The 24236-nt window shown below is 59.8% G+C and carries 20 protein-coding genes, 1 tRNA gene and 1 pseudogene; 8 read left to right on the plus strand and 14 right to left on the minus strand.

The genetic code is table 11. The annotated features are described in order from the left end of the window. Positions 1-4: 4 nt before the first annotated feature. From BN77_RS16240 to xylF, 7 genes are all read right to left on the minus strand, one after another. Complete coding sequence (locus BN77_RS16240) at positions 5-856, minus strand: oxidoreductase (RefSeq protein ID WP_007533810.1); 852 nt, start codon at positions 854-856, stop codon at positions 5-7. 178 nt (positions 857-1034) lie between these two features. Then, positions 1035-1682, minus strand: coding sequence for a class I SAM-dependent methyltransferase (locus tag BN77_RS16245; RefSeq protein ID WP_007533813.1), 648 nt, complete (start codon positions 1680-1682; stop codon positions 1035-1037). Then, the gene (locus tag BN77_RS16250; protein ID WP_007533815.1) at positions 1679-2530 is read right to left on the minus strand and encodes an SDR family NAD(P)-dependent oxidoreductase; all 852 of its coding nucleotides are present in this window, start codon (positions 2528-2530) and stop codon (positions 1679-1681) included. Before BN77_RS16250 ends, BN77_RS16245 begins: the two co-directional genes overlap by 4 nt. Positions 2531-2878: 348 nt before the next feature. Continuing rightward, positions 2879-2955 (minus strand) — tRNA-Arg (locus BN77_RS16255). A gap of 131 nt (positions 2956-3086) precedes the next feature. After that, the gene (locus tag BN77_RS16260) at positions 3087-3881 is read right to left on the minus strand and encodes an ATP-binding cassette domain-containing protein (RefSeq protein WP_007533817.1); all 795 of its coding nucleotides are present in this window, start codon (positions 3879-3881) and stop codon (positions 3087-3089) included. Between the two features lie 14 nt (positions 3882-3895). Next, entirely contained in the window at positions 3896-5209 is a 1314-nt protein-coding gene (locus tag BN77_RS16265) for a sugar ABC transporter permease (RefSeq protein ID WP_007533819.1), read from the minus strand. A gap of 262 nt (positions 5210-5471) precedes the next feature. Beyond that, positions 5472-6512 (minus strand): D-xylose ABC transporter substrate-binding protein, encoded by a 1041-nt coding sequence (gene xylF / locus BN77_RS16270; protein WP_007533821.1) that lies wholly within the window; start codon positions 6510-6512, stop codon positions 5472-5474. Positions 6513-6735: 223 nt separating this feature from the next. Here xylF and BN77_RS16275 point away from each other — a divergent pair, with 223 nt between their 5' ends. Beyond that, positions 6736-7959 carry an ROK family transcriptional regulator gene (locus tag BN77_RS16275; RefSeq protein ID WP_007533823.1) on the plus strand — a complete coding sequence of 408 codons (1224 nt, stop codon included), beginning with the start codon at positions 6736-6738 and terminating at the stop codon, positions 7957-7959. 90 nt (positions 7960-8049) lie between these two features. Here the strand turns inward: BN77_RS16275 and iolG are convergent, their stop codons facing one another. After that, on the minus strand, positions 8050-9042 hold the full coding sequence (gene iolG / locus BN77_RS16280; RefSeq protein WP_007533825.1) for an inositol 2-dehydrogenase: 993 nt from the start codon (positions 9040-9042) through the stop codon (positions 8050-8052). Positions 9043-9193: 151 nt separating this feature from the next. On the opposite strand from iolG, the gene BN77_RS16285 reads away from it, so the two are divergent. Next, entirely contained in the window at positions 9194-9448 is a 255-nt protein-coding gene (locus BN77_RS16285) for a hypothetical protein (protein WP_007533827.1), read from the plus strand. Between the two features lie 6 nt (positions 9449-9454). On the opposite strand, the gene BN77_RS16290 is transcribed toward BN77_RS16285, so the two are convergent. Then, entirely contained in the window at positions 9455-9925 is a 471-nt protein-coding gene (locus BN77_RS16290) for a hypothetical protein (RefSeq protein ID WP_007533829.1), read from the minus strand. A gap of 55 nt (positions 9926-9980) precedes the next feature. Beyond that, entirely contained in the window at positions 9981-10985 is a 1005-nt protein-coding gene (locus tag BN77_RS16295; protein ID WP_040677846.1) for a LysR family transcriptional regulator, read from the minus strand. Positions 10986-11258: 273 nt separating this feature from the next. Here BN77_RS16295 and chvE point away from each other — a divergent pair, with 273 nt between their 5' ends. From chvE to BN77_RS16320, 5 genes and pseudogenes are all read left to right on the plus strand, one after another. Next, positions 11259-12323 carry a multiple monosaccharide ABC transporter substrate-binding protein gene (gene chvE / locus BN77_RS16300; protein ID WP_007533835.1) on the plus strand — a complete coding sequence of 355 codons (1065 nt, stop codon included), beginning with the start codon at positions 11259-11261 and terminating at the stop codon, positions 12321-12323. 98 nt (positions 12324-12421) lie between these two features. After that, positions 12422-13960, plus strand: a complete 1539-nt coding sequence (mmsA, locus tag BN77_RS16305) for a multiple monosaccharide ABC transporter ATP-binding protein (protein WP_007533837.1) — start codon at positions 12422-12424, stop codon at positions 13958-13960. Further along, positions 13957-15165 (plus strand): multiple monosaccharide ABC transporter permease, encoded by a 1209-nt coding sequence (gene mmsB / locus BN77_RS16310; protein ID WP_007533839.1) that lies wholly within the window; start codon positions 13957-13959, stop codon positions 15163-15165. The genes mmsA and mmsB overlap by 4 nt, the downstream gene beginning before the upstream one ends. Before the next feature lie 112 nt (positions 15166-15277). Further along, positions 15278-16272 (plus strand): annotated as a pseudogene (gene araD1 / locus BN77_RS16315) (AraD1 family protein). 70 nt (positions 16273-16342) lie between these two features. Beyond that, entirely contained in the window at positions 16343-17776 is a 1434-nt protein-coding gene (locus BN77_RS16320) for an aldehyde dehydrogenase family protein (RefSeq protein WP_007533840.1), read from the plus strand. A 75-nt stretch (positions 17777-17851) separates the two neighbouring features. On the opposite strand, the gene BN77_RS16325 is transcribed toward BN77_RS16320, so the two are convergent. From BN77_RS16325 to BN77_RS16335, 3 genes are read right to left on the minus strand one after another with little or no spacing between them, the layout of a single operon-like run. Continuing rightward, entirely contained in the window at positions 17852-18682 is an 831-nt protein-coding gene (locus BN77_RS16325; protein WP_007533842.1) for a transglutaminase family protein, read from the minus strand. 11 nt (positions 18683-18693) lie between these two features. Next, the gene (locus tag BN77_RS16330; RefSeq protein ID WP_007533844.1) at positions 18694-19635 is read right to left on the minus strand and encodes an alpha-E domain-containing protein; all 942 of its coding nucleotides are present in this window, start codon (positions 19633-19635) and stop codon (positions 18694-18696) included. Then, entirely contained in the window at positions 19635-21044 is a 1410-nt protein-coding gene (locus BN77_RS16335) for a circularly permuted type 2 ATP-grasp protein (RefSeq protein WP_007533846.1), read from the minus strand. The genes BN77_RS16330 and BN77_RS16335 overlap by 1 nt, the downstream gene beginning before the upstream one ends. 348 nt (positions 21045-21392) lie before the next feature. Here BN77_RS16335 and BN77_RS16340 point away from each other — a divergent pair, with 348 nt between their 5' ends. Then, a complete protein-coding gene (locus BN77_RS16340) occupies positions 21393-22295 on the plus strand; it encodes a DMT family transporter (RefSeq protein ID WP_007533848.1) in 903 nt (300 codons plus the stop codon). A gap of 45 nt (positions 22296-22340) precedes the next feature. On the opposite strand, the gene BN77_RS16345 is transcribed toward BN77_RS16340, so the two are convergent. Then, positions 22341-23981 carry a DEAD/DEAH box helicase gene (locus BN77_RS16345; RefSeq protein WP_007533850.1) on the minus strand — a complete coding sequence of 547 codons (1641 nt, stop codon included), beginning with the start codon at positions 23979-23981 and terminating at the stop codon, positions 22341-22343. Positions 23982-24236 lie beyond the last annotated feature (255 nt).

Raw genomic sequence — 24236 nt, forward strand, 5'->3', positions numbered from 1 at the left:
TCTCCTAGGCGCTCCGAGCTTTCAGAGCCTTCGAAATTCCCGTGGCCATCCGCATCATTCCGTCGAAGCCGCGGTCGGAGAGGATGCTCCGCATGAAGATCATCGGCTTTGCCCCGAACCCGACCGCATAGCGCGTCTTCGGCTTCGCCGCAGTGACGGCCTTCGCGATCGTGTCGGCGATGAGCTGGGGCGGAGACTGGCGCTTGACACTTGCCTCGCCCACCATCGATTGAGCCATGGCGTTCGCCTGAACCGCATACGGACCGTGACCAGAGGTCTGGCGCAGCTTGTCTGCGGCGATGCCTGCCCACTCGGTCCTGATGCCACCCGGCTCTATCACGACGACTTCGATGCCGAAAGGCCGCAGTTCCACGCGTAGGCAGTCGCTGATGGCTTCGAGCGCGAACTTTGTTCCGTGGTACCAGGCGCCGAGCGGCGTGTGGATCTTTCCACCCATGGAGGTGATGTTGACGATCGTACCCGATCGGCGCAACCGCATGTGCGGCAGGGCGAGCTGTATGAGTCGCACCGCTCCGAAGACGTTGACGTCGAACTGTGCTCGCGCTTCGTCCATGGGCACGTCCTCGACCGCGCCGTAGGACCCATAGCCGGCGTTGTTCACCAGTACATCGATGGCGCCTGCTTCAGCGACGATAGCGTCGACTGTCGCCTGCATCGAGTCTTCGTCGGTCACGTCCATCGAAAGGACTTTGATACCGGATCTTGCCAGGTGACGCATGCGGTCGACGCGGCGCGCGACGCCGTAGACTACGAAGCCCCTGCTTTTAAGTTCAAGGGCGGTGGCTTCCCCAATGCCTGAGGAGGCGCCGGTAACGAGTGCGACTCTGGCGGCCATGCGATCAGTTCCTTCTGGCTTCGCGTTGAAACGGCCACTCGAGGCCGTCCTTATGAAACTCAGACTATCGATGGTTAGCCCTCCCTGCATTGGCGCAATATGCCATATGACTTGCCGATTGCGCCAATGTATTCGCAGAAGGACGCCCAGCCTTTGCGCCGCCGCTCCGCGCGAATGCCTATTCCGCCGCCGCGGTCGTACGCGATCTCCGGCGTGAGATTCGGTAGACCGACGCGGGCGGAATGTTCAGCATCGTCCCTCCGACGTGCGTCGCCTTTAATCCTAGCCGGTCCAACACCGGGCGTGCGACGGGGCATTGCGGACCATAGGTGAACTGATAGAACGCGCCGCCTGGTCCAAGATGCGCGAACGCGCCCGTGAGGATCGACATCACCTTCCGAAGCGACATGCTCAGGAGGGGGAGCCCGCTCACGACCGCCCCGACCGTTCGAAGGTCGTCGACGGCGACTGCCTTGAGACGCGCCGCGTCCATCTGGATGATGCGGACTTCAGGAAACCGCGATCCCAGGAGCCGGACGAAGTCCGGATCGTACTCTACCAGTGTCAGGGCTTCCGGCGCGACGCCGCGGGCGAGGATAGCTCTGGTGAACGCTCCGGTGCCGGGTCCTATCTCGATCACCCGTCCCGTCCTGGGACCGATGTCTCGCGTCATCAGTTTGGCTAGCGCACGGCCCGATGGCGCGATCGCGGCGACCTGGAGCGGATTCCGCGCCCAGGACTTCAGAAACGTCGCCAGATCGCCTTGCGGGGGCGCCGTCGGGCCGTCGAATAGCGACGGCGTGAGCGGGCAACGCGAAGCAGTCATGGTGATGCCATTTGGCGAGCCGACGGGACGCCCTGCGCGGCATCGGACAGTTCCTTCCAGGCCGCCCACTCGGCTAGCCTTGCAGCATATGCCGCTCCGACGACAGGCATGCCCTCCGTGCCCAGGAAGAACCGCAGCGGAGGCTCGGGGGAGTCGACTATCGCGAAGAGGGCCTCGGGCGTGGCCTGCGGATCGCCGAAGCTCATCTTCGCTCCCGCCGCGAAAGCGTGCTGGCGGAGCTCGGCGTAGGCGTTGATCCCTTCGGAGATCTTCAGCGAAGTCGCGCTTGCGAAGTCGGTGGCATACGCTCCCGGCTCGACCAGCGTCACTCTGACGCCGAAGCTCATAACTTCGGAGGCGAGTGCCTCGTGCATCGCTTCGACCGCCCATTTCGACATGTTGTATGCGCCGGCGATGGGGTTAGCGACAAGGCCAGCCACGCTGGAAACGCTGACGATACGGCCGCGTTCCTGCTCGCGAAGATATGGAAGCGCGGCCTGAATGACGCGCAGCATCCCGAAGACGTTGGTGTCGAATTCCGCCTGAAGATCGTCCTCGCCAATTTCCTCGATCGCGCCGACCAGAGCATAGCCCGCATTGTTCAAGACCACGTCCAGGCGGCTGAAGCGACGATGCGCCTCGTCGACTGCCCTACGTACGGCGGCCCCGTCCGTGACGTCGAGCTGCAGCGGCAGGATCGCATCGCCATATCGTTCAGACAGATCCGCAATGCTCGAAGCGTCCCGGGCGGTGGCCGCGACCCTGTCGCCACGCGCAAGTGCGGCTTCGGTCCAGACGCGTCCGAAGCCGCGAGAGGCCCCAGTTATAAACCAGATTTTTTCCGACATGATGCAGTTCCTTCTTCGTGGAAAGGCCTGCAAAATCGCACTGCGGCGGGATGGAAGCATTGGCCGGAACCGCCACTGTCTTGGTTCGTCGCGCCAGAATAGGCGAGGTCAACGGACAATGATGTCTTTTGCGGGGAGGGTGCGGCGCTGTGATGCTGTCGACACCAAGTGGGGGTCTAAACTCCTTTGGACAGTACCACGCGGAACGATTGCGACCTTCGAAAAGTCGGCTCTGTCTGTGGACAGCCCGGCCTCATCCGCGGATATAGAATCCGCAATTATGTTTTCACAGTCCGCGCTTAGTGGCACCTAGTCCGCGTTTATGTGGCGATCAAGAATGAAATTGAATGGCGCACCCGACAGGATTCGAACCTGTGACCTTTGGAATCGGAATCCAACACTCTATCCAGCTGAGCTACGGGTGCATGCCGCAGGCCTTTGAATCGCCCTGTCCGATGGGTGGTTCTTAGCCTAGCTTCTCGCCGGCATCAATCTACAAAATGAAAAGTCCGCCGTTCTTGCGAGCGACGGACTTTTATGTCTCACATCTGCCGGATTACACCTGCATGGCGCCCGGGCCGGGAATGGCCTTAGGTGGTACCTTGCCGAGGATGATCATGCCGAGCACTTCGTCCTTGGTAACGTCCTCGGTGCGGGCGTGGCCGACGACCTGGCCGTTCTTCATCACGGAGACGCGGTCGGCGAGGTCGAAGACGTCGTGGATGTCGTGGCTGATCAGGAAGATGCCGATGCCTTCCTTCTTCAGTTGTTTGATCAGCTCGCCGACCTGCGCTGTTTCCTGCGGACCAAGGGCGGCCGTCGGCTCGTCCATGATCAGGATGCGGGCGTTGAAGAGGATCGCGCGGGCGATCGCCACCGATTGCCGCTGGCCGCCGGAAAGCGCTTTCACCGGCTCCTTGAAGCGGCGGAAGTTCGGGTTCAGGCGCCCCATCACTTCGCGCGCCGAGGCCTCCATGGCGACATCGTCCAGCGTGCCCCAGGGGGTGCGCAGCTCGCGGCCGAGATAGAGGTTGGCGGCGGCATCAACATTATCGGCGACGGCAAGAGTCTGGTAGATCGTTTCGATGCCATACTTCTTCGCATCGCGCGGATTGCGGATGTCAGCCGGCTCGCCGTTGATCAGGATCTCGCCGCTGTCGCGCTTGTAGGCGCCGGAGAGAATCTTGATGAGCGTCGACTTGCCGGCGCCGTTGTGGCCGAGCAGGGCGACGACTTCACCCGGGTAGAGATCGACCGAAGCATTGTCCACGGCGTGAATACCACCAAAGGAGATCGAGATGTTCTTCAGTTCGACGAGAGGAGCGTTCTGGGGAGTGCGTTGATCAGTCATATCTGGGACTCCTCTTACTTGGCACGCGAACGATAGACAGTGTCGAGCCAGACGGCGACGACGAGCACCGCGCCAACGACGACGCTCTGCAGCGGCGTGTCGACATGGGCAAGCACCATGCCCGACTGCAGCGACTGCATGACCAGCGCGCCGAGCATGGCGCCCGCGATCGTGCCGGTACCGCCGGCAAGCGACGTGCCGCCGATCACGGCCGCAGCGATGGTGTAGAGCTCGTCGAGGGTGCCTTGAGCGTTGGTGGCTGCATTGAGGCGCGCCGTCGAGATGGCAGCAGCGACCGCGGCGAGCATGCCCATCAACGCAAAGATGCGGACGGTGACCCAGCGGGTCTTGATACCTGCAAGTTCTGCCGCCTCAGGGTTACCGCCGATCGCAAAGACGTAGCGGCCAAAGCGCAGGCGGGTGGCGATGAACGTCATCATGATGCCAACCACAATGGCGATCAGAACCGGCACGGCAATGCCGTAGGGGATATCCAGGCCGGTTTCGGGCCAAGGAATATTGTTTGTCTCTGCGTATTTCTTGGCGATGTTGATCGGCCAGTAGTAGCTGTTGGCGATCCAAACCGCACCGAGGATCAGGACGCAGGAGAGTGCCGACAGGAAGTACTCGGCCCATATCGGGCGCCGTGGGAAGCCGAAGCGTTTGCGCTGGCGGCGCGAGTTCAGGATGCTGCCGATAACGAAAAGGCAGGCGAGGACGCCGACGATCCAGCTCCAGGTCGCGCCGATCGAGCCTTCGGCGCCACCGCCCATGATGCGGAAGGTCTGGTCCATCGGGGCAACGGTCTGACCGCTGGTGACGAGCCAGGTCACACCACGCCAGACGAGCAGGCCGCCGAGCGTCACGATGAAGGAGGGGACGTTCAGGAAGGCGATGATGAGGCCCTGAAACGTGCCGATCAGTGCACCGGCGAGCAGGCCGACAATCAGCGTGATGATCCAAGTGAAGGGGCTGTCGAAGCCGATGAATTCCGGCAGGATCTTCGCCTGCGTCACGCCCATGATCATGGCACAGAGGCCGAGCACGGAGCCGACGGAGAGGTCGATGTTGCGCGTCACGATGATCAAGACCATGCCTGTCGTCATGACCGCGATATCGGTCGTCTGAACCGAAAGGTTCCAGAGATTTCGTGGCGTCAGAAACAGTCCGCCGGTGATGATGTGAAAACCGATCCAGATGATCACGAGCGCGCCGATCATGCCGAGAAGGCGCGTATCGATTTCGGTTGCGCGGAAGAAGCGGCTGACGAGATTGCCCTCTGCCACGGTCGGTCCGCTCGATGTTGTGGATTTTACCATTTCGGCCATGGGTTTGCCGTTCCCCCACTGTTTGGACATGGTCGGGCGTCGCGTTGAAGCCTGCGCCTTCGTCCCCGTTCTTGTACTGACCATCGCCGTGCATCCGAATTTCGGTCGCTCAGTCCCGCGACATGAAACCGGCAGGGAATCAACGCCGCGATGGTTGGGTGATGCGGAAATTTCCGTCGAGCGACGGTTCAAAATCCGCGTCCGGCGCCGCAACGGTCTCAGCCGCTGCGGCGCCGGCAATCTATGCCTTTGCGGCCGTAGATTAGTTGCAAGCCTTGACGCTGCCGGCCTTGACGCCCTGGCAAGCTTCAGCCTTGGAGATCCAGCCGGCGTCGATGACGACGTTCAGGTTGTCCTTGGTGATCGGAAGAGGCTTAAGGAATACCGATTCCATCGGAACGCCCTTGGCGCCGCCCTTGAAGGTCTGAACGCCTTCGATTTCGTTCATCTTCTTGCCGGCAGCAAGGTCAAGTGCAACTTCTGCAGCGCGCTTGCCTAGTTCGCGCGAGTCCTTCCAGACGGAGACCGTCTGCGTGCCGAGCGCGACGCGGTTCAGAGCGGCCTTATCGGCGTCCTGACCGGAAACCGGGACGGAGCCGGCGAGGCCCTGTGCGTCGAGGGCTGCGATGGCGCCACCGGCGGTGCCGTCGTTCGAAGCAACAACGGCGTCAACCTTGTTGTTGTTCGCGGTCAGGAACTGCTCCATGTTGCGCTGTGCATTCTCCGGCAGCCAGCCATCCGTGTAGGCTTCGCCGACGTTCTTGATCTTGCCGGCATCGACGGCAGCCTTCAGCACTTCCATCTGGCCCGAGAACAGGAAGTCCGCGTTCGGGTCTGACGAAGAGCCCTTGATGAAGACGTAGTTGCCTTCCGGTTTGACCTTGAACACGCCTTCAGCCTGGAGACGGCCGACTTCCTTGTTGTCGAAGGTGATATAGAAAGCAGCCGGATTTTCGATAAGGCGGTCATAGCCAACGACCGGGATACCTTCAGCGGCGGCCTTTTCGATGGCCGGGCCGATTGCGTCGGAGTCCTGAGCGAGGATGATGAGTGCGTTCGCGCCCTGCGAAATCAGCGACTCAACGTCGGTGAGCTGTTTTGCGGCAGAAGACTGCGCATCAGCGGAAATGTACTTGGCGCCCTTGGCTTCCAGGGCCTTCTTGATGGCGGCTTCGTCAGTCTTCCAACGCTCTTCCTGGAAGTTCGACCAGGAAACGCCAACGACGAGGTCAGCAGCCATCGCGGCGGTATGCACCGACACCAAGATGGCCGCCCCGGCCATCAGCTTCAACATAGATTTCATTAGATCCTCCCGAGTGAATAGCGGCCAGCCCCAGCCTGTGGTCCTCCGGCCGCCGCGGTTCGCTGGCGAGAAAGGTTCAAATTATTTTCTCGACAGTCGAGAAATTTAGTGTCAGAGATTTTTTCAACTGTCAACACCGCACTACCGGCTATTTTCCGAGTGGAAAAGTGATGGAGATGCAGTGTGAACGAGGGGGAATGCGAGGGGGAAGGGGCCGGCATCTATGCTGACCAAGTCGAGTACGGAGTTGGTCCGGCAGCGAAATAGCGTGCTCGTGCTCGCCGCGCTTCGAAGACATGGCGCCTTGGCGCATACGGAGATTTCCGACTTTACGAAGCTTTCCTCGGCGACGATTTCCGCCATCACCGCTGACCTCGAGAAAGCGCAAATCATCGAGAAATCCGAGCACCAGGCAACGAGCGGAAGAGGGCGCCCGCGCGTGCTGTTCCGGCAAAGGCGCGACTGTGGTTACCTCGTCGTCGTGATTATTTCATCTGATGGCGTGCAATATTCGTTGGTCGACTATGCCGGTAAGCTCATCGACCGGTTCAGCGAAGAGAGGTCGCGTGATCCCGCCGGCGCCGAGCGATTTATAGCCTCTATCAAGGAGGGGCTTGCACGCATTCTTTCACGTTCAAAGGTTCCTCAGGAAAAGGTGCTGCTGATATCGATCAGCAGCAAGGGTCTCGTGCATGCCACGGACCCTGTCCTGGTTTGGTCACCGATTTTCGGCAGCAATCAGATCGACTTCGAATCGGCTTTGCGACCGGACTGGCAGGCGAGAATCCTCCTGGGCAATGAGACGCAGCTTGTTGCAGCCGCACTGGGCGCGCACGAAGAGACCACGAGGCCGGCCGATTTCCGGTCGCTTGCCGCGTTGTCGCTCGGACACAGCATCGGGCTTGGCATTGTCAGGCGCACGGGGCAGGGGGAGCGCGAAATCTCGGCTCCGAATTTCGGACATATGCTCCACATGGCGAATGGCGGCCTTTGTCGCTGTGGCAGTAAGGGGTGCATCGAGGCCTACGCGGGCTTCTACGCTATTCTGCGCATGGCCTTCGAGGTGCCGCTCGATACGATCCCGGCCAAGTTCGTGCCAGTCGCTGAACTCGACAAGATCGCTGCGCAGGCTCGTCATGGGCATCGGATGTCTGCCTTTGCATTCAGGCAGGCCGGTATCGCACTTGGAAACGGACTTTCGCGTCTCCTCAGCCTCACGGAGCGCATGCCCATTGCAATCACGGGTCCGGGCACGCGCTACTACGATCTGTTGCGACAGGGGATCGAGGAAGGGCTTGGTCAGTCGCACGTCGTGCGGATGGAAGGGATGCCGGAGATCCGCGTCGTGCCTGACGAGCCGATCCTCGTCTTTGAGGGACATCTGGACAGGGCATTGTCCGTGATCGATCAGGAACTGGTTATGTCCGGCATTCAGGGGATGGATTGACGCGCGGGCCGCTGCGGGTGCCGATGAAACGAGAAATGGCCGGGCAGGACCCGGCCATTTCACAGGTGGCTTTCGGTCGGGAGAAGGCCGTCAGCCAATCTTGATGAGCTTGCCTTCCTTGACGGACTGCACGGCAGCATCGGCAAGTGCCAGAGCCGCCAGGCCGTCGGCGCCGGACGGCGCAATCTTCGTGCCCTTCTCGATTGCAGCTATGAAGCTCGCGATCTCGTTAGCGTAGGCTTCGGTGTAGCGGGTCATGAAGAAGTCGTGCAGCGGCGGGCGGGTGTAACCATCGCCATTGGCGACCTCGATCGAGACCGGGCGCTGGTTCTCCGCTGCGACCATGCCCTTCGAACCATGCACTTCGATGCGCTGGTCGTAGCCGTAGGTCGCGCGGCGGGAGTTGGAGATGATTGCCTGCTTACCGGACTTCGTCTGCAGGATCACCGAAACGCTGTCGTAGTCACCGGCGTCGCCAATCGCCTTGTCGACAAGAACCGCCGCGGTAGCGCTGACGACAACCGGTTCCTCGCCGAGCAGGAAGCGGGCCATGTCGAAATCATGGATGGTCATATCGCGGAAGATGCCGCCGGAACGTTTGATGTAGTCGACCGGCGGAGCACCCGGATCGCGTGAGGTGATCGTCACCATTTCGACGTCGCCGATTCGGCCGTCGTCGATCGTCTTGCGAACGGCCATGAAATGCGGGTCGAAACGGCGGTTGAAACCAACCATCAATTTGGCGTTGGTCTCTTCTACGACCTTGATACAAGCTTTGACGCGGGCAACGTCGAGATCGATCGGCTTTTCGCAGAAGATCGCCTTGCCGGCGCGCGCGAAGCGCTCGATCAGATCAGCGTGAGTGTCGGTCGGTGTGCAAATGACGACGGCGTCGATGTCCTTGGCGGCTTCGATCGCCTCGATCGTGCGAACCTCGCAGCCATAGGCCGACGCGATCGCTTCGGCGGCCTGTGGAAAGGCGTCAGCGACGGCGACGAGCCTGGCGTTTGCATCGCCACTGACCGCCTTCGCATGAACCTTGCCGATACGGCCGGCGCCGAGAAGACCAAATCTGACTGTCATGAGAACCTCCCTTGGACTCGGAACAAACGAACCGAATTGCATCAAATGTGGAATTTTCATTCCATTTTATGTCCGCCGCGTCAAGCCGGCGCTCTTTCACATTTTCAAAATCCACCTTAAAGACGTGTGACAATTTAGCTATGGGAACGACATGCAACTGATTGATCCACAACATCCGGCCTATCGCCCGCTTTGGGCCCGCATTCTGATTGTGGCCGTTTGTTTCGGCTGGGCGGTGGTCGAAATCATCACCGGCGATCCGTTCTGGGCAGTGTTGTCGGGCGGCGCCGGCGTCTACGCGGCCTATATGCTGTTTTGGACCTACAAACCGCAATCGTTGGAGACCGCCACGCCGCCATCGCCCGATAACGAGGAAGAAACGGAAGACAACAAGGACGCGGACTAGCTTAAGCTAGCGGGCGAGGCGACGCAGCGCCTTGTCGATCAACAGGTTGGCTGTCGTCATCCGCGTCGTGGCGTTCGCACGGAACCGCGGATCAACGCGGTCAGGATGGTTCTTCTTGGCAAAGGCGCGGCGTTTCAGGCTGAGACTTTGCACCGTATCGAGCGCTGAAATGTCCAGTTCGGCAGCGATGTCGTCTGCCGTGATGTGTGCCAGATAATCCGGCATCACCGGCTCGGGCTCCGGCTCGGGAGGCGTCAGGGGCGCGGCGGCTGTCTTCTCATGGGCGAACTCCATGGTCTCGAAGTATGCCCGATCGGGCCGTGCTGACGATGCCGAGACTCCTTCCATGACGTTGAAAGCCAGTCCGCTATTGAGGCCACTCACACGGGCCGAAGCCGGTGCGTTTTCTTCGACAGTCTCGTCCTCCGCCTTCAAGCGGTCGAGCACGGACTGGAATACCGATTGGCCGAACAGCATGATTGCCCTCCATTGCAGGCTGGCATTAGATGCGAGTAAAATGGTGCAAGGCTTGTCAGGCAGCGGCCTTCTTGCTTTCGTCCAGCACCAGGTCGTAGAGCAGCCGGGCGCTCGGGGGGAGTGCCCGCTCCTTCACAGTGATCAGGCTGTAAGGTCTGACATTGATCTCGAAATCGATCGGCAACACCCGCACATCGGACGCCTTCGCCTTGTGGGTTGCCAGGAACTGCGCGACGTCAAGTGCGATCGGAGCGATTGCATCTGTCTGGCAGACTGTCGCGCAGGTGAGAAGTAGCGACGAGGTGTTGACGATATTTTCCGGTAGCGGCACGGCTCGAGAGAGGAACAGGTCCTCGATCGTCCGGCGCAGCAGCGTCCCTGCAGGCTGGAAGACCCAATCATATTGCGGAAGGTCGTCAAGAGAGACGATCTCCTTCTTCAGTAGCGGATGGCCACCCCGCACGATAAGGCAGGCCTTTTCGACACCGATCTCCTGGACCTGGAATAAACGTGGATTGAGATCGTCGGGAATGCGGCTGATGATGAAGTCGTGCCGGGCGGCAAGCAATTCGCGCGCGAGCACGTTGCTCGTCTCTACCTGAATGGTCACCTCGATGCTCGGCAGGGCTGTTCTAACCCGCTTGATCGCTGGCACCACAAGGCTCATGGCCGGAGCAGTCACCGCGCCGATAAAGACGGCGCCGCCCTTTCCGGTCTTCAGTTCGGCAATCTCGCGGCCGGCCTCGCGCAGCTCCAGCATGATCTTGCGCGCCCGCCTGGCAAGCGCCTGTCCGAAGGTCGTCAGAACGACGCCGCGGGCCACGCGTTCATAGAGCGGCATCTTAACGATCGACTCCATTTCCGACAGGATTCGCGATGCCGCCGGCTGCGAAATGTTCAGCACCTCGGCAGCGGCTGAAATTTGCCCGCTATCTTCGATTGCGACGATCATTCGCAGGTGATTCAGTTTAAGCCCCGATCTTAAAAGGGCGTCGTCACCGAAGATATCCGTTTGAATATCCACATGGGCATCGGTCTGCAGGTCTGAAATAAACGCCATGGTTGCGGCCTCCCAACCGCGTTCCATCAAAAGTAATACTTTTTAACGATATACCAAAATTGTTATGCACTTTGCCAGTTATTCTATTTGACAGTTATAGGATTCCATACCAGTTTGCCGCCGTGTGCTGGTTGGCACTCAACACGTGTGAGAGCGTGGAGGAGACCTACTTCGTTTCTCACCATCTGAAGTATTATCCAAGACGGAACCTGCCACAGTTTCGGAGCGGGCGATTTTTCGTCCGTGCGTTTATTAACTAAGGGAGAGAGAGATATGAAATCCATTATCTCGTTGATGGCAGCGGCGGCCTTTGGCGTCGCTTCGTTCGTAATGCCGGCTATGGCAGCCGACAAGGGAACTGTCGGCATTGCAATGCCCACGAAGTCGTCCGCTCGCTGGATCGATGACGGTAACAACATCGTCAAGCAGCTCCAGGAAGCTGGCTACAGCACCGACCTGCAATACGCTGACGACGACATTCCGAACCAGCTGTCTCAAATTGAGAACATGGTCACGAAGGGCGTTAAGGTTCTCGTCATCGCCGCTATCGACGGCACGACGCTTTCCGACGTTCTCCAGAAGGCTCACGACGCAGGCATCAAGGTTATCGCCTATGACCGTCTGATCCGTGACTCCGCTAACGTCGACTACTACGCGACCTTCGACAACTTCAAGGTCGGCGTTCTGCAGGCAACGTCCATCGTTGATGCCCTCGGCCTCAAGGATGGCAAGGGTCCGTTCAACATCGAGCTCTTCGGTGGTTCGCCTGACGACAACAACGCCTTCTTCTTCTACGACGGCGCAATGTCTGTCCTGCAGCCTTACATCGACAGCGGCAAGCTGGTCGTGAAGTCCGGCCAGACCGGCATGGACAAGGTCGGTACGCTGCGTTGGGACCCGGCAACGGCCCAGGCTCGTATGGACAACCTGCTCTCGGCTAACTACACCGACGCGAAGGTCAATGCAGTTCTGTCGCCTTACGACGGTCTGTCCATCGGCATCATCTCGTCGCTGAAGGGCGTTGGCTACGGCACCCCGGATCAGCCGCTCCCGGTCGTTACCGGCCAGGACGCAGAAGTTCCGTCGGTCAAGTCGATCATCGCTGGCGAGCAGCACTCCACGATCTTCAAGGACACCCGTGACCTCGCAAAGGTTACTGTCGGCATGGTCAACGCTCTGATGGAAGGCAAGGAGCCTGAAGTCAACGACACCAAGACCTACGACAACGGTGTGAAGGTTGTTCCGTCCTACCTGCTGACTCCGGTCGCAGTTGACAAGACCAACTACGAGAAGGTTCTCGTCGAAGGCGGTTACTACAAGGCTGAGCAGCTGAAGTAATAATTGTACCACGTTGGCCGGAACCCGCTGCTTGCGGGTTCCGGTCTTCAATTTTATGATCGCCGCGCCCCTTTGGCTGCTGGCGCTGGATTATGACCATGGACAATACAATCCTCGAAATGCGGAACATCACCAAGACGTTCCCAGGCGTAAAGGCGCTTGAGAATGTGAACCTCAAGGTTCGACAAGGTGAGATCCACGCATTGGTGGGTGAAAACGGGGCCGGCAAGTCGACCCTGATGAAAGTTCTCTCCGGCGTTTACCCGGCCGGAACCTACGACGGCGACATTGTCTACGAAGGCGACGTCCGTCATTTCAAGGCACTCAAGGATTCCGAGGAAATCGGCATCGTCATCATTCACCAGGAACTGGCGCTCGTGCCGCTCCTGTCGATCGCCGAAAACATCTTTCTCGGCAACGAAGTCGCCCAGAGCGGCATCATCAAATGGCAGGAAGCCTTCAGGCGCACGAAAGAGCTGCTGAGCAAGGTTGGCCTCAAGGAGTCGCCGGAGACGCTCGTCACCGATATCGGCGTCGGCAAGCAGCAGCTGGTCGAAATCGCCAAGGCGCTGTCGAAGAGCGTGAAGTTGTTGATCCTCGACGAGCCGACGGCTTCGCTCAACGAAAAGGATTCCGATGCGCTGCTTGAGCTCCTGATCGAGTTCCGCAACCAGGGCCTGACGTCGATCATCATCACGCACAAGCTCAACGAAGTGCGCAAGGTCGCTGACCAGATCACGGTCCTGCGCGACGGCATGACGGTCAAGACGCTCGACTGTCAGACCGAAGAGATCAGCGAAGACATTATCATCAAGAATATGGTGGGCCGTGAGCTTGCTGATCGTTACCCGCCGCGCTCCGTGCCGATCGGCGAGACGATCCTTGAGGTGAAGAACTGGAACGCCTATCACCAGCATCACCGTGATCGCCAGGTCCTGCACGACATCAACGTCACCGTTCGCAAGGGCGAAGTGGTCGGTATCGCGGGCCTGATGGGCGCCGGTCGCACCGAATTTGCAATGAGCCTGTTCGGCAAATCCTATGGACACAGGATCCATGGCGACGTGTCCATGCACGGCAAACCGGTGGATGTCAGCACCGTTCGCAAGGCAATCGATGCAGGCCTTGCCTATGTGACCGAAGACCGTAAGCATCTGGGGCTCGTGCTCGGCGAGAACATCGTTCACAACACGACGCTTGCCAATCTGGCCGGCGTCTCGAGCGCCACCGTTATCGACACTATCAAGGAATCGAAGGTCGCATCGGACTACCGCTCGAAGCTGCGCATCCGCAGTTCGAGCATCTTCCAGGAGACGGTCAATCTTTCGGGCGGCAACCAGCAAAAGGTTGTGCTGTCGAAGTGGCTGTTTTCCGATCCCGACGTTCTGATCCTCGACGAACCCACTCGCGGTATCGATGTCGGTGCCAAATACGAAATCTATACTATCATCAACCAGCTCGCCGCCGACGGCAAAGGTGTTCTGATGATCTCATCGGAAATGCCCGAACTGCTTGGCACGTGCGACCGCATCTACGTCATGAATGAAGGACGTATCGTTGCGGAACTGCCAAAGGGAGAGGCGAGCCAAGAAACCATCATGCGCGCTATCATGCGCTCAGGGGAGAAGAAACAATGACTCCGGTCAACCCTTCAGCCACCGAGGAAAGCAACGTCGTTTCCGTTGCGGACTATATCCGAAGCAACATTCGCGAATACGGCATGCTCATTGCGCTCGTCGCGATCATGGTATTCTTCCAGTTCTATACGGGCGGTATTCTCTTCAAGCCCGTCAACCTCACGAACCTCGTCCTGCAGAACTCGTTCATCGTCATCATGGCGCTCGGCATGCTGCTCGTCATCGTGGCAGGCCATATTGACCTTTCAGTCGGCTCGATCGTCGCGTTTGTCGGCGCGGTCGCGGCTATTTTGACCGTCAATATGCAGATGAATTTCGTCGTGGCGGGCATTCTTTGCCTGGTCCTTGGCGGTGCAATCGGCGCTGCGCAGGGCTATTGGATCGCCTATCACCGCATTCCGGCCTTCATCGTCACGCTCGCTGGCATGCTCGTCTTCCGCGGTCTGACGCTCTTCGTGCTCGGCGGCAAGAACATCGGACCCTTCCCGAAAGACTTCCAAGTCATTTCGACGGGATTCCTGCCGGGTGATATGATCGATATTGCCGGCATTCCGCTGCATTCTACCTCGCTGGTATTGACCGTCATCATCCCGGTTGTGCTGTTTTTCCTTGCCTGGCGCCGCCGCAAGGTGAACGAGAGCCACGGCATTGACGTCGAGCCGTTTGGTTTCTTCGTTGCGCAGAACGCTATCATCGCGCTGGCAGTCCTGTTCCTCGGCTTTCAGCTGTCGACCTATAGGGGCCTGCCGAACGTTCTGGTTGTGATGCTTGTGCTGATCGCGGCCTACACCTTCGTGACGCGTCGCACGACGATTGGCCGCCGCATTTACGCAATGGGCGGCAACGAAAAGGCGACTAAGCTTTCCGGTATCAACACTGAGCGGCTGAGCTTCTACACCTTCGTCAATATGGGTGTCCTGGCTGGCCTCGCCGGCATGATCGTCGCGGCGCGCCTGAACTCAGCAACCCCGAAAGCGGGCGTCGGCTTCGAGCTCGACGTCATCGCTGCCTGCTTCATTGGTGGTGCTTCGGCATCGGGCGGCGTTGGCAAGATCACCGGTGCCGTCATCGGCGCCTTCATCATGGGTGTCATGAACAACGGCATGTCGATCGTCGGTCTCGGCATCGACTTCCAGCAGATGGTCAAGGGACTGGTGCTTCTCGCTGCCGTCTTCTTCGACGTCTATAACAAAAACAAGGGCTAAGCGCTCCGGCGTGCCCAGGCATTCGCAGTCATGTGAACGTACCAATCCGGCTTCTTAACCGAGCCGGGTTGGCGAAGCATTTCCCGCGCTATCGAAAAAAAGGATGAAGACCGTGCTCATTTCGCAGATCAAGGGTTCGAACGGAGAGATCATTGTCGCCGTGCGCGAGCCGAGCGGTACCGCGAAAGCCGTCAAGAATGCCGGCAGCGTCTACGCGCTGGCCATGGAAGCTGCAAACGGCGGCAAGTCGCTGGTACAGGTGATCGAAGCGCATGGCCTTGGCGATGCCGTCGATCTCGAAAAGGCTTATGCTGAAGGCAAGTTTCTGCCGCCGATGACCCATCCCGATGCGGCGCACCTGCATCTGACAGGAACCGGCCTGACCCATCTCGGCTCCGCCGCTACGCGTGACTCCATGCACAAGAAAACGTCCGAGGCCGCTGAAGACACGCTCACCGACTCGATGAAGATGTTCAAGATGGGCCTCGAAAACGGAAACCGAAGGCCGGTGAAAAGGGCGTTCAGCCCGAGTGGTTCTACAAGGGCAACGGCTATGGTTCGGCGGCTCCCGGCGCACCGCTCGTGTCCCCGTCGTTTGCCCTCGACGGCGGCGAAGAACCTGAAATGGCCGGCATCTACGTCATCGCTGACGACGGCACGCCTTTCCGGATCGGGTTTGCCCTGTCGAACGAGTTCTCCGATCACGTCACCGAACGGATCAACTATCTCTACCTCGCGCACTCGAAGCTGCGCCCGGCAAGCTTCGGCCCAGAAATCCGCATCGGTGTGGCGCCGAACGATATCCGCGGTACCTCGCGCATTAAGCGCGGCGAGAAGGTGATCTTCGAAAAGCCCTTCCTTTCGGGTGAAGCGAACATGTCGCACACCTTCGCAAACCTCGAGTACCACCATTTCAAATACGACCTGTTCCGCGTGCCCGGCGACGTCCACGTTCATATGTTCGGCACCGCGACGCTCTCCTTTGCGGAAGGCATCAAGGCCGAAGAAGGCGACGTCTTCGAAATCGAAGTCGCCGAGTTCGGCCTGCCGCTGCGCAACCCTTTAAAGATTGCCGCCGAAGAAGAGATCGCCGTCAAGCAGCTCTGATTTCGCAAGGCCCGGCCGCTTCGGCGGCCGGGCCGTTTCCAAGAAACGGTGAAGGAGGCTTAAGTCAGCCATGACCATCTATCAAAACCTCATTGCCGGCGAATGGGTCGGATCGGACGCGACGAAGAACATCAATCCGTCGAACACGAACGAAGTCGTTGGCCTTTATGCGGACGGCTCAACCGAAGACACGAAGAATGCGATTGCCGCCGCCAAGGCCGCCTTTCCGGCCTGGTCGCGCTCTGGGATCTGGGAACGTCACGTCATCCTGAAGAAGGCCGGCGACGAGATCATGGCGCGCAAGGACGAGCTCGGTGCGCTGCTCGCGCGCGAAGAGGGCAAGACGCTTCCCGAGGCGATCGGCGAAACAATCCGGGCCTCGCAGATCTTCGAATTCTTTGCTGGCGAAGCGCTGCGCCTTGCAGGTGAGGTCGTCCCGTCTGTTCGCCCCAACATCGGCGTCGAGATCACGCGTGACCCGCTGGGCGTCATCGGTATCATCACGCCGTGGAACTTCCCCATCGCGATTCCCGCCTGGAAGATCGCGCCCGCACTCTGCTACGGCAACACCGTGGTCTTCAAGCCGGCCGAACTTGTTCCGGGGTGCTCCTGGGCAATCGTCGACATCCTGCACCGTGCCGGCCTGCCGAAGGGCGTGCTGAACCTTGTCATGGGAAAAGGCTCGGTTGTCGGCCAGGCAATGCTCGACAGTCCCGATGTTACCGGCATCACCTTCACCGGATCCACCGGCACTGGCCGCCGGGTCGCAGCTGCCTCGATCGAGCATAACCGCAAGTTCCAGCTCGAAATGGGCGGCAAGAACCCGATGGTCGTCCTCGATGACGCCGACCTCACGGTCGCTGTCGAAGCAGCGGCCAATTCCGGCTTCTTCTCCACCGGCCAGCGCTGCACGGCGTCTTCGCGCTTGATCGTTACTGAAGGCATTCACGACAGGTTCGTTGCCGCACTGACGGAAAAGCTGAATACGCTGGTGGTCGACAATGCGATGAAGCCAGGCACGCATATCGGCCCTGTCGTCGACGAAAAGCAGTTGAAAACGGATACCGATTACATCGAGATCGGCCGGAAAGAGGGTGCCAAGCTCGCCTTCGGCGGCGAACTCATCACCCGTGAGACGCCCGGCTTTTATCTGCAGCCGACGCTGTTTACAGAAGCCACGAACCAGATGCGTATCAGCAGAGAGGAAATCTTCGGTCCTGTTGTCTCGGTCATCCGCGTCAAGGACTATGATGACGCGCTGGCGACCGCCAACGACACGCCGTTCGGCCTGTCGGCCGGGATCGCCACGACAAGCCTCAAGCATGCGACCCATTTCAAGCGCAACTCAGAGGCGGGTATGGTCATGGTCAACCTGCCGACCGCAGGCGTCGACTTCCACGTTCCGTTCGGCGGTCGCAAAGGCTCGTCCTACGGTCCGCGCGAGCAGGGCAAGTACGCGGCTGAGTTCTATACGAGCGTCAAGACGGCCTACACGCTGGCCTAGCGATGCCCCAAACCGATCCGAGCCGCTATGCGGCTCGGACAATATCTCGATGCGAATTGTTCCTGGGCCAGTCCCTCAGCTCTGGCTCTGGCTTTGGCTCTGCATCTGACCCCGATCTTCGACCTTGACGATGACCGAGAGCCTTTCTCCCGGCGTGCCGATGCGCATGCCTGAAACGGGGGCCGCGTCGCGGTAGCAGAGGCCGGAGGCAACGCGCACATAGCGTGCATCAGGGCAGATATTGTTGGCTGGATCAAAGCCGACCCAGCCAAGGCCCGGGACATGTGCCTCGCCCCATGCGTGCGTTGCCGCTTGCTCGGCCTTCTCTTCCATCATCAGGTATCCCGAGACGTAGCGGGCCGGTACGCCGAGACTGCGCGCGGCGGCGACGAAGATATGGGCGTGATCCTGGCAGACACCGCTCTTTTTCTCCAGCGCTTGCTCGGCTGTCGTCTCGGTATTGCTGGTTCCGGGCCGGTAGGCCACCGCCTCGTGAATCCCCGACATCAGTGCATGCATGCGGGCGAGCTCGTTGTCGCTGTTTACGCTTTTGATCAGTTCCTTGACGAGCTTTCCAGGTTTCGTCCTTGGCGTCTCGCGCAGGAACAGCCAGAGCGGGCAAAAGCCCCCATGGGGACCTAGAACGCCGTTTCGATCTTCGGTTTCGACTTCGCCTTCGGCGACGATTCGGGTCGTGCGCTGCTCGCCTTCCAGCGAAACCAGGTTAATGTGATTGCCGAACTGATCGTCGTATTCGACTTCCGGCCTGGCCCCCTCGACATGCAGTGACCAATTGAGGATCGTTTGTCCTGGCAGGGTTTTCGGTGTCAGGCGCAACCGCTGCAGCGAGAAGGCGGACGGTTCCTCGTAGTGGTATTCGGTGACGTGGCTGATCTTAAGTTTCATGTCGTGCCCGCCTATGCATAGAACCGGTAACCGTCGGAAATTTCCATGCCGAGCTGGTTGTTGCGCGTAACGAAATCCTCGAGAAACTCGTGCAGGCCCTGGTCCATGATCTCCTTGATGGCGCGCGTCTGGAGCGTCTTGCGGATGGCATCTGCGGTGTCGTGTGCCGGCAACCGTTGGCCGTAGTCCTTGGCAAGATAGCCGAGTTCGCTGACGATCTTCTCGTAGCAGTAGGCGAGCGAGCGCGGCATCTGGCCGTTGAGGATCAGGAAGTCGGCGATATTCATCGCGCGATACTCACCGTCATAAGCCCAGCTGTAGGAGCGGTGCGCGGAGACCGAGCGCAGGATCGACTCCCACTGAATGTTGTCGATCGATGTGCCCACGGCGGAGACTGACGGCAGAAGCACGTAGTATTTTACGTCCAGAATACGGCTCGTATTGTCGGCGCGCTCGATAAAGGTTCCGATCCGCGCGAAGTTGTAGAGTTCGTTTCTGAGCATGGAGCCGTGGAAGGCGCCACGGATCAGACCGGCGCGATGCTTGATGGCGTCAATCGCTTCCGGCAATTCCGCGGCCTTCAGGCGCGACGAAAGAAGGGACCTGAGCTCGATCCAGAACTCATTCGTCGCTTCCCAGGTCTCTCGAGTGAGTGCCGTGCGCACCATGCGAGCGTTGTTTCGCCCGTAATCGACACAGGACATGACACTTGAGGGATTGGAGCGGTCTCGCAGCAGGTAGTCGATCGCATCGGCGCTCGTCAGCTTGCTGTGGCCTTCGTCGTAGGTCTCGCGCACGCCCGCGCTCTGCAGGACGCCATCCCAGTCGTCGTCACCGGTTCCGCTTCTTGTCAGAGACATACGCAGACCGGCATCGATGAGGCGCGCGATGTTCTCGGCGCGCTCGATATAACGGAACATCCAATAGAGTCCGTTTGCAGTTCTTCCGAGCATCAGTCCTCCAATACCCAGGTATCTTTAGTGCCGCCGCCCTGGCTGGAATTGACCACAAGCGAGCCCTGCTTGAGGGCCACACGGGTCAAGCCGCCAGGGATGATCTGCACCTTGTCGGAGACGAGAACATAGGGGCGCAAGTCCACGTGACGCGGCGCAATTCCCTTGTTGACGAGGATCGGCACGGTCGAGAGCGAAAGCGTCGGCTGCGCGATATAGTTTGTCGGCTTCGCCCTCAGCTTTTCGGCAAAGTCGGCGCGCTCCTTCTTGGTCGCCGTCGGTCCTACCAACATGCCATAGCCGCCGGAGCCGTGTACTTCCTTGATGACGAGCTCTTCGATATGCTCGAGGACGTATTTGAGACTCTGAGTTTCGGAACAGCGCCAGGTCGGAACGTTTTCCAGGATCGGTTTGCGTCCAGTGTAGAACTCGACGATCTCGGGCATGTAGGAATAAATCGCCTTGTCGTCCGATATGCCGGTGCCCGGCGCGTTGGCAATGGTGATGTTGCCGGAGCGGTAGACGTCCATGATACCAGGAATGCCAAGGGCCGAATCCGGGCGGAAGGTAAGGGGATCTAAGAAGTCGTCGTCGACGCGGCGATAGAGCACGTCGATCGCTTCATAGCCGCGGGTCGTGCGCATCTTTACCTTGCCGTCGATGACGCGCAGATCCGAGCCTTCGACCAGCTCGACGCCCATGGTGTCTGCCAGGAAGGAATGCTCGTAATAGGCGGAATTGTAGATGCCAGGCGTAAGGACGGCGACGCGCGGCTTGCCTTTGCAGCCCGGAGGCGCGAGCGACGCCAGGCTCTGACGCAGCAGGTAGGGATAGTCCTCGACCGGCCGGACCTTATTGGCGTGGAAAAGCTCCGGAAACATCTGCATCATCGTTTCGCGGTTTTCCAGCATGTAGCTGACACCGGACGGGGTGCGGGCGTTGTCCTCCAAGACGTAAAACTCGTCCTCGCCGGTGCGCACGATATCGGTGCCGACGATGTGCGTGTAGACGCCGCCGGGCGGACGGAAGCCGATCATCTCGGGCAGGAAGGCGTCGTTCCTTTCGATCAGTTCGCGCGGAATGCGCCCAGCGCGGATGATCTCCTGCTTGTGATAGATGTCGTCGAGAAACGCGTTAAGCGCGATCACCCGCTGTTCGATGCCTTGTGCGAGCTTGCGCCATTCGCGGCCGGAGATGATGCGGGGGATGATGTCGAAGGGGATGAGCTTTTCGGATGAGTCGGCGTGTCCGTAGACCGCGAAGGTGATACCTGTCTTGCGAAAGATGTTTTCGGCGTCCCGGCTTTTGCCAATCAGATGCGCTCGATCTTGGTTATTGTACCACTCAAAGTATTTTTCATATGGCTGACGAGGACTTTCGTCCCCGGTGATCATTTCATCAAATGCCAAAGGTGTGGCTCCCCTTTTTTGTTCATTTGAATACAACGCAATAAGCAATGCAAGAACCATGCACAGTTCGGACGTGAGATTTGTAAAATCCTCCCAAGTGGCAAAAAGAGCCAAAAAACTGGGCATTTATCAGAATCTGAGTGGCTGCGGCGGCCGTCAATTCCAGGCGTCCGCTCAAAATATAGGCGCCTGATTGTTTTCAGATCGGCATTCGAACCATTTTCGGGCTCAGCCGATCGATCGCGTCACCATCAATGAAACTGCAGGTAAGCATCAACGCTTCGCCTTTGACGGCGGTGCAGCCGGTCGGCTATCAGCGCGACAATCCGTTGCCCCCAGGAAAAATTCATGTCCCTCGATCGCATTGCACCCGCCATCTTCGTTCTTCTCTGGTCGACAGGCTGGGTCGTGGCGAAATACGCCGCGATACATTCAGAGCCCTTCACCTTCCTTGCGGTGCGTTATGTGCTTTCGGCGCTGGCGTTTCTCAGCCTGTGTCTTGCCATGCGCGCGGTGTGGCCGGGCCGGGCTGTTGCTTTCAAGGCAGTCTATTCCGGTATGTTCCTGCACGGCTTCTATCTTGGCGGCTTGTGGTGGGCGATCTCGAATGGCGTGCCGGCTGGAGTGTCGGGCATCATTGCTGCCATGCAGCCGCTCTTGACGGCGATGGCTACGCCGCTCCTCGTCGGCGAGCGTTTGCAGGGCGTTCAGAGATTGGGCCTAATGCTTGGCTTCCTCGGCATCGCCATCGCGGTATCGCCAAAGCTCCTCGATCCGTCAACAGCCGATCTGGGGAATGCCGCCGTGCCGCTTTCGATCAACCTTATCGCCATGTGTTCCGTCACTTTCGGAACGCTCTACCAGAAGAAGCATCTGCAGACCGGCAACCTTGTTCCGATCGCTTCGCTGCAATATATCGGTGCCCTGATAGTCACTGTGCCGCTGATGCTCGCCTTCGAGGGCATGCACTTCGACGGGTCGGCACAGGCGCTAGCGGCACTCATCTGGTCGGTATTCGGGCTGTCGATGGGCGGGGTCGGGCTGCTGCTCTATCTCATCCGCCGTGGCCAGGTCTCGCGGGCGGCTTCGCTCATCTATCTGATGCCGCCGACAGTAGCGCTCGAGGCTTATATCGCGTTCGGCGAGCCGCTGACACTGCCACTGATCCTCGGCACCATCGTTGTGGTGACCGGCGTCTATCTGACCAATAAGCAGGCGCGTGTTGCGCCGCTTCGCGAACAACTGCAATGACAAACGGCGGGGTTTTCCCGCCGCTAATCATCGTTCGGTCAAAAACTATGCGCGTTCGCGACGCTGGCCGTTACCGCCACGTGAGGAACCACCACGACGGTTGCCGCCATTGCCTTCGCGACGTTCACCGCCAGCGTGGGCCTGTGCAGCGCGATCTTCGCCGTGCTTGCGGGCCGGACGGCCATGTGCGTTACGGGCGCCGCCGCCAGGATGATGGCGGTTCTCGCCGTTCGCATGGTTGCCATGCTGCGGGCGCTGCGGCTTGCGGGCCGGACGGAAGTCCGAGGTCGTGGCCAGATCGTTGTCAGGCCCCGATGTCATCGGCGTCGGCTCGCCGCGACGCTGGCCGCGGAAATCCTCGTTGCGCTGGGTCTGGCGCTCGGGACGGGCACGACGCTCGCGGCGCTCCTCGTTGTTGGCGCGGACTTCGTCACCAGCTTCAGGGCGCGGACGACGCTCCGGGCGGCTGCCTGCACGATGGCCTTCGCCACCACGACGCTCACCGCGATTGCCGCCATTGCCGTTGCCGCGGCGTGGGGTCGCATTCATGTTGGCCGGAGCTTCACCGCTTGCGACTGAGATGCTGATGTTCATCAGGCGCTCGATGTCGCGCAAAAGACGGGTTTCATCGGGTGCGCAGAAGGCGATCGCGATTCCATCGCGGCCGGCGCGGGCGGTACGGCCGATGCGGTGGACGTAGGCGTCGGGAACCTCAGGCAGGTCATAGTTGTAGACATGGCTGACGGCCGGGATGTCGATGCCGCGGGCTGCGACGTCGGTTGCGATCAGCGTCTTGATGTCGCCGTCACGGAAGGCCTTGAGGGCGCGCTCGCGTTGGCCCTGGCTCTTGTTGCCGTGGATAGAGGCGACGGAATAGCCGACGTGGTCGAGATGCTTCATCAGCTTCTCCGCACCATGCTTGGTGCGCAGGAAGACGATGGCGCGGCCATCCGGGTTCTCGGTGAGCGACTTCTTCAGAAGGTCGGTCTTGTCGTTTTTGCCGTTTACGAAGTGGACATACTGCTCGACCTTGTCGGCAGCCTTGCCCGGCGGCGTTACTTCGACGGTGACCGGGTTCGTCAGGTATTCGCCGGCGAGGTCGGCGATCGACTTCGGCATGGTGGCGGAGAAGAGCATTGTCTGCCGCTTCTTGGGCACCATCTTGGCGATCTTGCGCAGGTCGTGCACGAAGCCGAGGTCGAGCATCTGGTCCGCCTCGTCGAGAACGAGGTAGCGCACGGCAGTCAGGCCAATGGCGCGGCGGGCGACGAGGTCGAGCAGGCGACCGGGCGTGGCGACGAGAATGTCAGTGCCCTTTTCAAGCTGCAACTGCTGTTTGTTGATCGAAACGCCGCCGACGACGACGTTGATGCGCAGGTGCGACTTGCGCAGGAAGTTCTTCAGGTTCTGGGCGATCTGGTTCACCAGTTCGCGGGTCGGCGCAAGGATCAGCGTACGGGTGGTACGGTTGTCCGGGCGGCGTTCTTCAGGGATGAGCTTTTCGATGAGCGGCAGGCCGAAGGCTGCCGTCTTGCCGGTGCCGGTCTGGGCGAGGCCGATAAGGTCGCGGCCTTCGAGAAGAAGCGGGATCGCCTTTTCCTGAATGGGAGTCGGCTTTTCGATGCCGAGTTGGAAAAGTGTGGCGACGATCGGCTTGGAGACACCAAGCGATTCAAAATTGGTCAAGTCATTACCTTTTTAGGGCGCGCCAAAACAAATCCGCCGGATCGCAGAGGCGGCCCGGTGTCATTCTGGCGTCAAGCACCCCGCGTGAAGTGGGAACTTGTCTTGTTGGAAAAAGCTTTCCAGCGCTTCTGCCGCATCTTGGGGGCGGCCTCTATGAAATGCGCTTTTGCCCTTCTTCCTGCATTCTTTTTGCTGGCAGGAGCACGCTCACGCGGCGGCCGGAAGGTGAAAGCTGGCGTGCATTTGGTCTAGTTC

The sequence above is a fragment of the Rhizobium mesoamericanum STM3625 genome, from assembly GCF_000312665.1.
GTDB lineage: Bacteria > Pseudomonadota > Alphaproteobacteria > Rhizobiales > Rhizobiaceae > Rhizobium > Rhizobium mesoamericanum.

Bases quoted from the DNA above. Each gene is read 5' to 3' on its own strand.
- BN77_RS16325 (WP_007533842.1), bottom strand. From the start codon at position 18,682: ATGAAACTTAAGATCAGCCACGTCACCGAATACCACTACGAGGAACCG.
- BN77_RS16340 (WP_007533848.1), top strand. From the start codon at position 21,393: ATGTCCCTCGATCGCATTGCACCCGCCATCTTCGTTCTTCTCTGGTCG.
- BN77_RS16260 (WP_007533817.1), bottom strand. From the start codon at position 3,881: ATGACTGATCAACGCACTCCCCAGAACGCTCCTCTCGTCGAACTGAAG.
- BN77_RS16290 (WP_007533829.1), bottom strand. From the start codon at position 9,925: ATGCTGTTCGGCCAATCGGTATTCCAGTCCGTGCTCGACCGCTTGAAG.
- xylF (WP_007533821.1), bottom strand. From the start codon at position 6,512: ATGAAATCTATGTTGAAGCTGATGGCCGGGGCGGCCATCTTGGTGTCG.
- BN77_RS16250 (WP_007533815.1), bottom strand. From the start codon at position 2,530: ATGTCGGAAAAAATCTGGTTTATAACTGGGGCCTCTCGCGGCTTCGGA.
- BN77_RS16330 (WP_007533844.1), bottom strand. From the start codon at position 19,635: ATGCTCGGAAGAACTGCAAACGGACTCTATTGGATGTTCCGTTATATC.
- BN77_RS16285 (WP_007533827.1), top strand. From the start codon at position 9,194: ATGCAACTGATTGATCCACAACATCCGGCCTATCGCCCGCTTTGGGCC.
- BN77_RS16295 (WP_040677846.1), bottom strand. From the start codon at position 10,985: ATGGCGTTTATTTCAGACCTGCAGACCGATGCCCATGTGGATATTCAA.
- BN77_RS16320 (WP_007533840.1), top strand. From the start codon at position 16,343: ATGACCATCTATCAAAACCTCATTGCCGGCGAATGGGTCGGATCGGAC.
- iolG (WP_007533825.1), bottom strand. From the start codon at position 9,042: ATGACAGTCAGATTTGGTCTTCTCGGCGCCGGCCGTATCGGCAAGGTT.
- BN77_RS16245 (WP_007533813.1), bottom strand. From the start codon at position 1,682: ATGACTGCTTCGCGTTGCCCGCTCACGCCGTCGCTATTCGACGGCCCG.
- BN77_RS16240 (WP_007533810.1), bottom strand. From the start codon at position 856: ATGGCCGCCAGAGTCGCACTCGTTACCGGCGCCTCCTCAGGCATTGGG.
- chvE (WP_007533835.1), top strand. From the start codon at position 11,259: ATGAAATCCATTATCTCGTTGATGGCAGCGGCGGCCTTTGGCGTCGCT.
- BN77_RS16275 (WP_007533823.1), top strand. From the start codon at position 6,736: ATGCTGACCAAGTCGAGTACGGAGTTGGTCCGGCAGCGAAATAGCGTG.
- mmsA (WP_007533837.1), top strand. From the start codon at position 12,422: ATGGACAATACAATCCTCGAAATGCGGAACATCACCAAGACGTTCCCA.
- mmsB (WP_007533839.1), top strand. From the start codon at position 13,957: ATGACTCCGGTCAACCCTTCAGCCACCGAGGAAAGCAACGTCGTTTCC.
- BN77_RS16265 (WP_007533819.1), bottom strand. From the start codon at position 5,209: ATGGCCGAAATGGTAAAATCCACAACATCGAGCGGACCGACCGTGGCA.